Source organism: Holophagaceae bacterium (genome assembly GCA_016720465.1).
Lineage (GTDB): Bacteria > Acidobacteriota > Holophagae > Holophagales > Holophagaceae > JANXPB01.
The window spans coordinates 481432-493872 of sequence record JADKKO010000001.1; the positions used below are offsets into that span (position 1 = coordinate 481432).

General features: G+C 65.0%; 12 protein-coding genes. 3 read left to right on the forward strand and 9 right to left on the reverse strand.

What is annotated here, in order from left to right:
- The first annotated feature begins 55 nt into the window (after positions 1 to 55).
- The 3 genes from IPQ13_02155 to IPQ13_02165 all read left to right on the forward strand — a co-directional run bounded on the left by IPQ13_02155 (position 56) and on the right by IPQ13_02165 (position 1949).
- Positions 56 to 568: an Rrf2 family transcriptional regulator gene (locus IPQ13_02155; GenBank protein MBL0209705.1), complete on the forward strand. Its 513-nt coding sequence runs from the start codon at positions 56 to 58 to the stop codon at positions 566 to 568.
- A gap of 2 nt (positions 569 to 570) precedes the next feature.
- Entirely contained in the window at positions 571 to 1440 is an 870-nt protein-coding gene (gene ttcA, locus IPQ13_02160; protein MBL0209706.1) for a tRNA 2-thiocytidine(32) synthetase TtcA, read from the forward strand.
- A gap of 122 nt (positions 1441 to 1562) precedes the next feature.
- On the forward strand, positions 1563 to 1949 hold the full coding sequence (locus tag IPQ13_02165; protein ID MBL0209707.1) for a HEPN domain-containing protein: 387 nt from the start codon (positions 1563 to 1565) through the stop codon (positions 1947 to 1949).
- A gap of 22 nt (positions 1950 to 1971) precedes the next feature.
- Here IPQ13_02165 and hemG read toward each other — a convergent pair whose 3' ends face one another.
- From hemG to IPQ13_02210, 9 genes are all read right to left on the reverse strand, one after another.
- Positions 1972 to 3261 carry a protoporphyrinogen oxidase gene (gene hemG, locus IPQ13_02170; protein MBL0209708.1) on the reverse strand — a complete coding sequence of 430 codons (1290 nt, stop codon included), beginning with the start codon at positions 3259 to 3261 and terminating at the stop codon, positions 1972 to 1974.
- Positions 3258 to 4274 (reverse strand): ferrochelatase, encoded by a 1017-nt coding sequence (hemH, locus tag IPQ13_02175; GenBank protein MBL0209709.1) that lies wholly within the window; start codon positions 4272 to 4274, stop codon positions 3258 to 3260. The genes hemG and hemH overlap by 4 nt, the downstream gene beginning before the upstream one ends.
- Entirely contained in the window at positions 4274 to 5638 is a 1365-nt protein-coding gene (gene hemN / locus IPQ13_02180; GenBank protein ID MBL0209710.1) for an oxygen-independent coproporphyrinogen III oxidase, read from the reverse strand. Before hemN ends, hemH begins: the two co-directional genes overlap by 1 nt.
- Positions 5639 to 5744: 106 nt before the next feature.
- Positions 5745 to 6737 carry a uroporphyrinogen decarboxylase gene (locus tag IPQ13_02185; GenBank protein ID MBL0209711.1) on the reverse strand — a complete coding sequence of 331 codons (993 nt, stop codon included), beginning with the start codon at positions 6735 to 6737 and terminating at the stop codon, positions 5745 to 5747.
- 49 nt (positions 6738 to 6786) lie between these two features.
- The gene (locus tag IPQ13_02190; protein MBL0209712.1) at positions 6787 to 8046 is read right to left on the reverse strand and encodes a glutamate-1-semialdehyde 2,1-aminomutase; all 1260 of its coding nucleotides are present in this window, start codon (positions 8044 to 8046) and stop codon (positions 6787 to 6789) included.
- Between the two features lie 168 nt (positions 8047 to 8214).
- Positions 8215 to 8898 carry a hypothetical protein gene (locus tag IPQ13_02195; GenBank protein MBL0209713.1) on the reverse strand — a complete coding sequence of 228 codons (684 nt, stop codon included), beginning with the start codon at positions 8896 to 8898 and terminating at the stop codon, positions 8215 to 8217.
- A complete protein-coding gene (gene hemC, locus IPQ13_02200; protein MBL0209714.1) occupies positions 8895 to 9779 on the reverse strand; it encodes a hydroxymethylbilane synthase in 885 nt (294 codons plus the stop codon). The genes IPQ13_02195 and hemC overlap by 4 nt, the downstream gene beginning before the upstream one ends.
- 135 nt (positions 9780 to 9914) lie before the next feature.
- Positions 9915 to 11039, reverse strand: coding sequence for a chorismate synthase (gene aroC / locus IPQ13_02205; GenBank protein ID MBL0209715.1), 1125 nt, complete (start codon positions 11037 to 11039; stop codon positions 9915 to 9917).
- A 94-nt stretch (positions 11040 to 11133) separates the two neighbouring features.
- Positions 11134 to 12351, reverse strand: a complete 1218-nt coding sequence (locus IPQ13_02210) for a glycosyltransferase family 4 protein (protein MBL0209716.1) — start codon at positions 12349 to 12351, stop codon at positions 11134 to 11136.
- Positions 12352 to 12441: the final 90 nt, after the last annotated feature.

Consider the following 12441-nt stretch of genomic DNA (forward strand, 5'->3'; position numbering starts at 1 on the left):
TGACGAAAACAGTCAGGAATCCTATATTCAGAAGAGGAAGAAAGGAAGTTTTCAGGTGAAAATCTCCGCCCGCGGCCGCTACTCCATGCAGGCCCTCTTCGATCTGGCCCACCACAGCCACGGAGAGCCCGTGCCGCTGCACCAGATCGCCGAACGTCAGAGCCTTTCGCTTCCCTTCCTGGAGCAGATCTTCCACAAGTTGAAAAAAGCCGGCGTCGTGAAGAGCGTGCGCGGGCCCAAGGGCGGCTACGTGCTCACGAGGCCGTGCAGCCATGTGAGCGTGGGCGAGATCCTGCGCCTGACGGATGCCAGCCTCTACGCCGTGGCGAAAAACGATCCGGAGCAGGGCCGCCAGATCCTCCTGGAGGACGAACGCATGAGCGAACTGCTCTGGCGCCATCTGGAAGAGCACATCACGACCTTCCTTGAGAAAGTGAATATCGCCGACCTCTGCACCGAAACCCAGAGCAACACCTGCCCCGTCTGCACCTGCCCGGAATATGTCCGCGAGGCCCAGGTCTCGATGATGAATGGCAAGCAAAAGGGCTGCGCCGCATTGATGGCCTGAGCGTGGCCAATCCCTGCGCTCTGCCAGCCTTGCTCGACCCTCCATGCGAAGCGGATCTTGCTTCGCTTCCCAAACTGGAGAAGCGGATCCTGCGCAGAGTGGGCGAAGCGATCCAGACCTACGGGCTCATCGAGGACGGAGACAGGATCCTGGTGGGGCTGAGCGGGGGCAAGGATTCCTGGGCCCTCCTGGACGTCCTCACCTCGCTTCAAAAACGCGCCCCCGTGAAATTCCAGGTGCATGGCATCACCGTGGATCCGGGCTTCCCCAAGTTCGATCCGGACCGCATCGCCGAGGTCTGCGAGCAGCGCGGAATCCCCCACGAGGTGCTGGGCGCCCCCATCGACGCGCTCGTCCGGCAGCGGCCCGAAGAAACCCCCTGCATCATCTGCTCCCGGCTCCGGAGAGGGGTCCTCTACTCCTACGCTAAGCAGCACGGGTTCACGAAGATCGCCCTGGGGCACCACCTCGATGACCTGCTGGAGACCCTGCTGCTGAACCTGTTCTTTGGGGGAAGACTGGCGACGATGCCCGTCCGCCTCAGGAGCGACGACGGCGCCAACACGGTGATCCGCCCCCTCGCCACCTGCGAGGAAGCCGACCTGCGCCGCTTCACGTGGCTCAAAGGCTACCCCATCGTGCCCTGCGGATGTCCCCTGTGCGCATGCAGCGTCGCGGAGAGCAGCCGTAAACAAGCCAAGGAACTGATCCGGCAATTGGAAGCCAGCATTCCCCGGATCAAGAGTTCGATGCTCAAGGCCATGGGCAATGTCAAAGGCTCGCATCTGCTGGACCCGCGCCTGGGCGCCCTGGCAGCCATCGGCGCGGATGAAGCTGTGGAACGCCTTTGCGGAATTCCGCCTCAGCTATGAATGTTGCGGCACCGCATAAGGGGCCTTATAAAATAATCAGAAATGCGCTGATTATTTCAAAACGGCTCCTAGGATTCGGCTGATTGGGCGTATGGTGGAACACCGCCGTTGAGGAGGCCCGCATGAAGGAACTGAGCGCCCGGTGGATCGCGAAGGCCGAAGCCCACCTGGAAACGGCCAAGCGCGAATTGGCGGTGAAAAAGGGCGGCAACCCCGATGCGGTCTGCCTGCATGCCCACCTCTGCGTCGAGAACTACCTGATGGCGCGGTTGCAGGAGGGCGAGATCAACTTCCCCACCACCTCCCACCTGGCTGTGCTGCTCTACCTGTGCGCTGACATCGAACCTAGCTGGGAGTCCCACCGTTCGCACCTGAGCAAGCTCAGCGCCATCAACCGGATCATCCTGGAGCCCGAAGAGAGCGCGACCCCGGCCATGGCCAAGGAGGCGCTGGAACACGCCTCGAAATTCCGCGACACCGCCCGCAAAACGCTTGGGATGAAGAACTAGGGCCGCCAAGGCCCCGCGATCCTCAGTTTTCCTCTTTGCGCTCGACCCAGGCTTCCACGCCTTCGACCACGTCCCGCACGCCTGGGCCGAAGCGCGCGTTGCTGATCCAGTCGATGCCTGCCGGAAGCCCGGCCAGCGCGGCCTTCACTCGGCTGCGATGGCCCATTTCCGGCCTTGGGATGGCGCGGTCCGCAAGTTCCTCCCGGACCTGGAGAGGCTCCCCAAGTCGGGGCACCCAGGATCGGAGGACCTTCTGCACACCGCCGGATTCCGAAAGCGAGGGATCCATTTCAAAGGCGCCGCCCAGGAAGGCTCTCAACTGCATGAGGTCCGGGGGCGCGCTGTCGGGATCAATCCACGAAGGCACCAAGGCGCCCAGAAAACCGTGGCCCTCAGGCGGGTGCACCAGGAATCCGAAGGAATCATCCAGCGGCGCCAGGCGCGCATGGCGGCTATGGCGCAGCCGCACCGAAGTGTAGGGGATCGCCGCCAGGGCTTCGGCGCTCTGCGGCGCGATGGGCCCCAGGAGCACTGAAGCCTCATAGGCCGGAAGGGCCAGCAGCACGCGGTCCGCTTCCCGCAGTTCCCCGGCTCCCCAGACCCGCCAGCGTCCTGATTCCAGCCGCTCCAGGCCTTCGGCCCGCAGTCCGGTCCGCACCCCGGAAAGCCGCTCGGCCAGCCGCTTCGGCAGCATCCCCATGCCGCCCTTCGGCACCATCAGCGAGCTGCTGCCTCCGCTTCTCATGCCTTTGAAGAGGGAACCTTTGGCTTCCCACTGAAGCAGCTTGGGAAGGGCCTCCACCGAAAGGGATTCCGCCGGGGCCGCGAGCACTCCCGCCACCATCGCGGGCAGCAGGTTTTCAGCCACCCCGCGCCCCAGGCGCCGCGCGACGAAGGCTGACAAATTCTCCTCCGGCTCTAGGGAACGGACCGGAACGAAGGGCTCCATCATCATCCGCAGCTTGGCCGTGACGCTCATCAGCCTGGAAAACAGCAGGGCCACGGGCGCGGCCGGAACCGGAATCAGCGATCCGCCCATTCCCACCCAGCGGGCTCCGTGGCCGGGACTCCGCACTTCCAGCTCCAGTTCCTTGAACAAGCGGTCCGCCGCGGAGCCCGGCGCCACGAGCACGCCCTGCGGTCCCCGCTCGACATGGCCGGGCCGCCCGTCCGCGTCCGGCCATGGCAGCGTGCGGACCCACCCGCCGATGGTCTCCTGGGCTTCCCAGACTTCCACGGCCTCGCCGCGTTTCTGCAGATGCCAGGCCGTCACGAGGCCGCTGACGCCGCCGCCGAGGATGAGTGTCGTCATGTCCTGGCTCCTGGGGATAGCGCTTCCAGCGTCAGCCGCGTCAGGCAGCGGATGTAGCTTGGATTCACGCCCGGCGCGGGCAGCCGCCGGTAGGTGCGGATGCCGGCTTTCTTGGCCAACGCGGCGTACTCGATGTCCAGTTCGTGGAGGGTCTCGATGTGTTCGCTGACGAAGCTGAGGGGCAGGACGATGACATCCCGTCCGCCGAACTCACCCAACACTTTCTTCAGGGCCGGGGTCAACCACCGGATAGGGCCCACCCGGCTCTGGTAGGCCAGCGTGGAACCGCCGGGAATGTCGCCGATGCGGGCCCTGAGCGCCTCCACGGTGGCCTTGATCTCCTCCTCGTATGGATCGCCGGCCTCGATCTGGCTCATGGGCAGCGAGTGGGCGCTGAAGATCACGGTCGCGTAGGGCAGCTCATCGAGCGCTTCTCGGAGCGGAGCTTCCATGGCGTCCAGGTAGTCGGGGTCCGTGGAATAGGCGCGCACCCCTTCGAGGACCGACATGCCCATCTGGGCGGCTTCTCGCTCGAGTTCTCGGATGCTCGAGCCGGTGGTCGCGATGCAGTCGTGGGGGTACAGGGTCACGGGCAGCAACTTGGTGATTCCCCGCTGTTTCAGGGCTTTGAGCAGGCCTTGCGCGCGTGGCTGGGTGTACCGGAAGAGCAGCTTCACGGGCTCCTGGCGTCCGGCTTCGCGGAGATTCCTGCGCAGGGCCGACGCCTGCTCCGCCGACTGCCGGAGCAGCGGCGACCCCCCGCCGATCTCTGCGTATTTCGCCGCGGTGCCCTTGCGCCGGAACCTGGCGATGGCCTTGGCGTACGTGGGCTGGAACCAAGCGGGCCCAGGCAGCTTGATGAGCTCCCGGTCGCTGAAAAGGTTGTAGAGGAAGGATTGCACCTGGCCCAGATTGACGGGGCCGCCCAGATTCAACAGCAGGACCGCCGTATCCACCTTCGGGCCGGCCATGGCAGCTTCGGCGTCGGCCCGGAGTTGGGAGAGGAAGTCCATCAAACGGTCCTGGAGAACTTCGTGGTGGCCGCCATCTTCGCCAGGTAGGCGTCGAAGGGCATGGCCAGGTTGCGCACGAAACGGCGGCCCAGTTCGGTGACGAACACGCCTTCGTCCCGCAGTTCCACGATGCCGAAGGGGACTTCCTCCTGGAGCTGCGCGAGGGCATCGGCGAAATGGTCCGGCCCCACGCCGAAGCGGCGCTGCATGTCGTCCCAGCGCAGCTCGAAGCGGCCCATGATCTGATGGATGGCCCAGCGTCGGAGCTCGTCCTCCTCGGAGCAATGATGCCCCTTGTGGACGGCGAAGCGGCCGGCATCCACCGCGTGCTCCCACCGGGAGAGGATCTTGTCGTTCTGGTGGTAGACGCCCCCGATCTGGCTGATGGCGCTGGGGCCGAGGCTCACCATGTCCGAGCCGCCCTGGACCGCGTAGCCCATGAAATTGCGGGTGAGGCGGCCATCATGGATGGCTTTGGCAAGCGGGTCGTCCGGATGGGCGAAATGATCCATCCCCACGGTCAAATAACCAGCTTTTTCAAGCAATTCTGAGGCAAGCAACAGTAAATCGAGACGCAGATCCGCTGTGGGTAGGGTTTCTGAGGGGATGCTCCGCTGGAAGGGCATCATGGAAGGCAGGTAGGCGAAGCCGTAGACCGCCAAGCGGTCCGGGCTCAATTTCAGAGTCTCCTCGAGGGTCCTCCGGAAAGTTTCCATGGTCTGGCCCGGCAGCCCATAGACCAGGTCCAGGTTGACGCCGTCGAAGCCTTCCGATCGCGCCTGCCGCACTGCGGCTAGGGTCTGATCCCAGGTCTGCCCCCGCGTGATCAGTTCCTGCACATTCTCGTCGAGGTCCTGCACGCCGAAGGAGACGCGGTTGAAGCCCATCTTCCGGAGCGCCGGCAATTGATCCTCCCGAAGGAAGGTCGGGTCAGCTTCCAATGAGACTTCCGCGCCGGGCAACAGAGGAAAACGGGTCGTTATCAGATCGAACACCCGTTGAAGATCCGGAACATTCAGGTAGGTGGGCGTTCCCCCTCCCCAATGCATCTGGATCACGCCCCGGCGGTCCGGAAGGTGGCTGGCCCAGAGCTCCGCCTCGCGGTCCAGGGTGGCAAGGAAGGCGCCCACCGGATCGTATTTCGGGCTGATGACCACGTTGCATCCGCAGTAGGCGCAGCGCCGGCTGCAGAACGGAAGGTGCGCGTAGAGCGACAGGGGCTCTGCGCTGGCATTGGCCCGGCCCAAGGCCTCCACCACCTCGGTCTCTGGAAAGTCGTCCTGCCACACCGGAGGCATGGGATAGCCCGTGTACCGGGGCCCTGGGCGGTCGTAGCGCTGGATGAGTTCAGATAGGTTAAGCATGTTTATTAACCGCGAAAGGCGCGAAAGGACGCCAAATTATAGAACCTGGTTTTGTTTTCGCGTATTTTCGCGTCTTTCGCGGTTGACAGAATTCGTAGCTCCAATTTCATTTCTTCACCTCTTCGATCACGGCTTGCAGCACGTCGGGATCCGTTTCCGGCACCAGGCCATGTCCCAGGTTGAAGATGTGGGGTGCGCCCTTCATGCAGTCCACGATGGCCCGGGCCTTTTTCACCGCGGTTTCCTTGCCCGCCAGCAGGGCGGCTGGATCCATATTGCCCTGCAGCACCTTGGTGGCGGAAAACCGCTGCCGCGCTTCAGCCATTGGCACCTGCCAGGGAATCGCCAGCCCGGCGCACGGCAGGTCCGCGAGTTCTTGGGGCTGGTAGCCGCTCCGGGCGAAGAACAGGACCGGGGCCGCGGTCACCTGCTCCAGCGTCCGCTTCACGGCCGGAAGCGAAAATTCCCGGGTGTCCGCGGGATCCAGCTCCCCGGCCCAGGTGTCGAAGAGCTGCACGCCTTGGGCGCCCGCGCCGATGTGAAGATTCAGCAGGCGGGCCGAGACATCCGCGAGGCGGTCCATCCACTTCTTCGCTTTCACGGGCTCCTGGTGCAGGAAGGCCTTGGCGCGGGCCCAGGTCTTGCTCCCCTTGCCTTCGAGGCCGTAGGCCAGCAGGGTCCAGGGCGCTCCGGCGAATCCGAGCATCGTGACATGCTCCGGCAGCGCGGCCTTGGTTTTCTTGATGGCGGCCTGGACAGGTTCAAAAATTTTCTCGTTAAGTTCCACGTCAGGATCAATCTCGTCGAGCGTGCGCGCGAGCCGCGGGCCGCCCTCCGGGATCGTCACGCCGCAGCCCAGCGCCTCCAGGATCACCAGGATATCGCTGAAGATGATGGCTCCGTCGATTCCTGGGAATCGGCGGATGGGCATCAGGGTGACCTCGGCCGCCAGGTCGCTGTCGTACATGAGTTCCTCGAAACTCGCCTTGGCCCTCAGGACCCGGTACTCCGGCAGGAATCGCCCGGCCTGGCGCATGAACCAGACCGGGGGTTTATCGAGGGTTTCGCCCTGGAGGACGCGGAGGAGGGGTCGGGTCATCTGGGCTCCATGCGAAGGCTCCTGCCTCCGGTAGATTTACGTGGGGCGCTCATGCTTGGAAGTCCGGAGCCACGGCGGCCACGGCCTGTTCGAATTTCGCCAGGGCCTCGGTTCCATGGGCCGCGCTCAGGAAGGCGACTTCATAGCCGCTGGGGGCGAGGTAGACTCCCTGGCCCAGCATGAGCCCGTGGAGGCGGTTGAATTGGGTGATGGAGTTGGTTTCGATGCGGTCCGCCCGTTTTACCCCGCCCTGGAAGACAGGCCAGAGGAGGCTTCCGATGTGCGGGCAGTGCAGCCCTGGGATCCGCTCGAACGCCTTGGACCAGAGATTGGCGCGGTGATCGAGATCCGCATACACGGCGGGCGTCAGCCTTTCGAGGGTGGCCAGCCCGGCGGCCATGGCCACGGGATTGCCCGACAGCGTGCCCGCCTGGTAGACGGGACCGTCCGGCGCCACCACGGCCATGATGTCCTTGCGCCCCCCATAGCAGCCCACCGGCATGCCGCCCCCGATGATCTTTCCGTAGGTCACGAGGTCCGGCTGCACGTTGTAGAGCCCCGCCGCTCCGCTCGGCCCCACCCGGAAGCCGCTGATGACTTCGTCGAAGATGAGCAGCGCGCCGTGCCGGGTGCAGAGTTCCCGGAGGGTCTTCAAGAAATCCAGTTGCTGGAGCAGCAGCCCGTTGTTGGCCGGGACGGGCTCGATGATGACGCACGCGGTGTTCATGCCGTGCTCGTCGAAATAGCGGGTCAAGGCGCCGAAATCGTCCAGTGGCAGCACCGAGGTCAATTCGCCGATGGCTGCGGGAACCCCTGCGGAGGAAGGCTCTCCGAAGGTCACCAGACCCGAGCCGGCCTTCACGAGCATCCCGTCGCTGTGGCCGTGGTAGCAGCCGTCGAATTTCAGGATGCGGTCGCGCTTGGTGAAGCCCCGCGCGGTCCGGAGGGCGCTCATCACCGCTTCGGTGCCGCTGCTGACGAAGCGCAGCTTCTCGATGAATGGCACCATCTCCTTGATGCGCCGGGCCAGCGCCAATTCCCGCCGCGTGGGCGCGCCGAAGGTCAGGCCCTCCTTCATGGATTCGGATACCGCGTCGATCACGTCAGGATTCGCGTGGCCGAGGATCAGCGGGCCCCAGGACATGCACAGGTCGAGGAAGGTCCTGCCGTCCTCGTCCTCGAACCAGCATTCCCAGGCGCGCTTGAAGAACTTCGGCGTGCCGCCCACCGCGCGGAAGGCCCGCACCGGGCTGCTGACGCCGCCGGGGAAGTGGGTCAGAGCTTCTTTGAAAAGGTCGTCATTGGTCATGGCTCATCCCTATGTTCGAAGTCCAGAGTCGAGAGTTGAGAGTCGAAAAGTTAAAAAGTTGAAAAAATAGTTCTGGCGGCCTCCCGACTTGTTGACTCTTCGACTCTTCGACTCTTCGACTTTTTGACTTTTTGACTTTTTGACTATCCGGCCTTGGACCCATCGTCCTCATCCCTCGATCACTTCCTGCGTCGGCGCGAAGGTGCGGAGCAAGTGGATCAGCGCATCTTTTCTGGGTTCGCAGACTCCGTGGACCTCCGCGCCGGAGGCTTTGAAGGCGTTGGCGGCGCGCTCCCCCCAGGCGAAGCGCAGCAGATCGCCGGGAATGCCCGCCAGATATTCGGCCTGCAGCGGACTCAAGGCCAGGACCGCATCCACCCCGGGCAGTGTGGGTTCGGGTTTGGTGGGGACTTCCCGGTGGGTGATCCAGGGATGGATGCGCCAGGCGGTTCCCTTGGCGACCGCCTCGATGTATTGGCGGCTGCGTTCGCCCCGGGCCAGGACGAACTCGCCCCCGTCGGGATAGGCCTGTTGAAGCATGTCCCATAAACTCTCGGCCGTGGCCTGCCGGGGACGGCGGAGATGTTTGGAATCGACGGATTCAAGCCCCAGGGTCTGTTCGGTGCCTTCACCCTGCACCACCACGTCCATGGACCTGGCCACCCAGACTTTGACCGCCTGGGCCGCCGCAGGGCTCAGCACCAGCAGGGCTGAAACCGCTTCGAGCGCCATGGGCGGCGTGGCGTGGGTGAATTCCTGGACCGTGATGTAGTAGGGCACCGGCTCCCAGCCCGCTTCGGCCACGGCGCGGCAGAGGGGATGGTCCAGGGGACGCGCCAGAGCCAGTTTCACGCGAGCCCCATCTGATTGAGAACGCTTGAAACCAGTTGGGCGTCGTCCTCGCCGATGGCTTCGCCCCGTTGGATGCCGGAGTCCGCCGCGAAGGCCCCGCGGAGCCGGATGCGGCCATCTTCCTGCCGCTGGGCCAGGGCGCCCAGGGGCTGCTGGCAGCCGCCGCCAACCCCAGCCAGAAGCGCGCGTTCAAGTTTCACGCAGCGGGCCGTCAGGGGATCGTGCAGATCCACAAGGGCCTCGATGAGGTCGGCGCGGTCGCTGCGTGTTTCAGCCAGCAGAGCCCCCTGCCCCGGCGCCGGGAGCAATTCCTCGGGGGTCAGGGCCCGGACCTCCAGATCCGAGAGATCGAGGTCGAGGCGCCGCAGGCCCGCAGCCGCGAGCACGGTTCCGTGCAGCGGCTCGCCCCGCAGCTCGCCGTCGCGCACGCGCTGGACCCGCGTGGGCACATTGCCGCGGATCCATGTGAACCTGGCATCGGGGAAGGCGCTTTGGAGCATCCGCTCCCGCCGCACGGAGCTGGTGCCGATCAGACAGTCCTTGGGCGAGTCCTTGCGCATCACCAGCCAATCGCCGCAATCCTCGCGGGCTGGGATGCAGGCGATCTGGACGCCCCGGGGCCGTTCCAGGGAGACATCCTTCAGGCTGTGGATGAGCAGATCCACGGTGTTGTCCGCCAGGGCGTCTTCCAATTCCTTGGTGAAGAACCCGGAACCTCTGGATTCATCCAGGGGTCCGCTCAGCCACTGGTCGCCCGAGGTCGTGTAGCGTTTCCAGTCGACCCGGAAGCCCTTGGACTCCAGGTGCTTCACAAGGAATTCGGCCTGGGCCACCGCGAGCAGCGAACCCCGAGTCCCGACGATCGCAGTTGGTGTAGTCATGCCCAGGTCACCCCTTTCAATCCACTCATGATATCCAAGCCCCGCGGGCGTCTCAGCGGCACAGGAACCACCCATCATCTTCCCTTAATTCCATCAGGCCGTCACGCCCTAACGCGTGACGCCAGGGGCGGCGGATCAGGCGCCCAGCAACCTCTCGACCGCCTCCCAGTCCCACTCTGCGGCCACCTCCAGCGATCCTTGCCGGAGTTCCTGCTGGGTGAGATATGTGTCATAAATCACGAGGGCGGCCATGCTCTCGGCCACCGGCACGATGCGCGGCGCGATGCAGGGGTCATGGCGCCCCCTGGTCGAAATCTCGGCGGCTTCGCCATCCCTGGTGATGGTCCTCTGAGCCTGGCTGATGGAACTGGTCGGCTTCACCGCGAGCCTGACCACCACGGGCGCGCCGGTGCTGATGCCGCCCAGGGTTCCGCCGGCGTCATTCTTCTCGGGACCTCCGGGGGTCAGTGGATCGTTGTTCGCGCTGCCGCGTTTTCGGGCGGATCCGAAGCCGCCGCCGATCTCCACGCCTTTCACGGCGCCGATGCTCATCATGGCGTAGGCCAGGAGGCCGTCGAGCTTGGCGAAGGTGGGATCGCCCAGGCCGATGGGCAGGCCCTCGATCCAGACCTCCACCACCCCGCCCACGCTGTCGCCTTCGCGGCGGGCGGCTTCAACAGCCGATTTTTGCGCCTCGAAAAGGTCCGGGTCCGCCACGCGCAGCGGATTCTCCTCCACGAATGCCCAGTCGATGCGTTTGCCCTCAATGCCCGCGATTTCGCGATTGAATCCGCGGATGGTGATGCCGAGAGTCCCCAATTGCTGCTTGGCCCAGGCGCCCGCCGCTACCCGCGCGAGGGTTTCCCGCCCGCTGCTGCGACCGCCGCCCCGGGGATCCCGGATGCCGTACTTCCGGTCGAAGGTGAGGTCCGCGTGGCCTGGGCGGAACAGCTCCGCGATGGCCTTGTAATCGGAGCTTTTCTGGTTCTCGTTGAACACCACCAGCGCGATGGGATGGCCTGTGGTCCTGCCTTCGAACACGCCGGAAAGGACCTGCACCCGGTCGCCCTCGCTGCGCGGCGTCACCAGGTCCGACTGGCCGGGCCGCCGCCGGTCCATCTCCTTCTGGATCGCGTCCAGATCGAAGGGCAGCCCGGGTTTCACGCCATCCAGGACCACGCCCACCGCTGGGCCGTGGCTTTCGCCAAAGCTCAGAATCCTGAACGAGCGGCCGAAGGTGGACGGGGAATCGAAAAGCATTCCCAATGCTACCCAGTCTCTCAGGCTTGGTCTCTCAGGCTTGCTGCTCGTGTGCCTGGAAACCTTCCGGCCGTAAACCGGGCCGATGCGGCCATCAGGCCCGCAACAATTGCAGCAGCCTCGCCCCGATGGCCGTGCGGCCGAACCTCATGCGGCAGGCGCGGTCCGCCTCCGCGCGCCGGCGCATCACCTCCGCATCCGGAAGCGACCGGATTTCCTCCAGCGCACCGCACAGGGCCGATGGATCGAAGGCATCCACGCACCACCCGATCCGCCCCCCTTCGAGGATCTCGAAAGGCCCGCCATGGTCAGGGCCGATGAGCAGCAGGCCCTTGGCTGCGGCCTCGGGATAAACCATGCCGAACGGCTCGTCCAAGGTGAGGAGCGCAAAGACATCGCAGGCGTCGTAGACCTCCCGCAGGCCCTCATCCGGCAGGAAACCGTGGAATACCACCGAACGCTCCAGACCCAGCTCCCGGGAAAGGGACTCCAGGCGGGGCCTGCTCTCTCCTTCGCCCACCACATGCAGCCGCGCGGAAGGGTCCGCTTTCGTCCTGAATTGCGCGAAGCCCTTCAGCACCGTGTCCACATTCTTGAGCACCTCCAGCCTGGAGTGGACGAGCACCTGGAGGCCGGATCGATCCAGGCCCCGCTGCTTGGCGACGCCTTCGGGAAAGCGCACCATGGGGTAGATGACTTCCACCTTTCTGGGCCCATAGGCCGCGCAAAGGTTGGCGGCGGAAAATTCGCTCAGGGCCCAGAGTTCGTCGAGCCCATCGATGGCTTTCAGATCCGCTTCGCGCAGCGAGCGGTAGGTTCCGTTCCCGGCCACCTTTCGATCGCTCGCCGCAAGCCGTCTTGCAAAGGCCTTGAGCGCATCGGCATCCCGCTCCCCCTCCTGCAACTTGGCCACGAGGGTCGGATTGGCGGCTCTTGGGTGGAGGCCTCGGGGCGGTTCGTTGCAATGCCAGATTTTCCGAGCGCCGGTCGCGGAGGCCCCGAGCATCGTGCTGCAGGGCCAGTTGTAGGCGATCACGGCGTCGAACCCCTTCAATTGCGGCTCGGCCCTCAGGCCCCTTGCCCGTTGTTTTCTTAGGCGATCCCAGAAGAGGAATGCGTCCCGCCAATGGCGTTTGGGGACCAGGCGCAGGTCCATCCCAGCCAGGCGGTCCCCCCAGCGGTCGGGGTCATATCCGAAGGTGATGATGCTCAGTTCATGGCCCTCTTCCAAGAGGAAGCGGCCGTGGGAAGCCGCCAGGATTTCGGCCCCGCCCAGGGTCTTGAAGGCTGGATGGAAGAGGCCGAGCTTCATGGGCGCTGGTGGTTTCGGGGTTCAGGAGTCATTGGAATCCAGTGTACACAAGCCCTCGCGGATTCCATTCCCGCGGACGGGCGAGGCGGC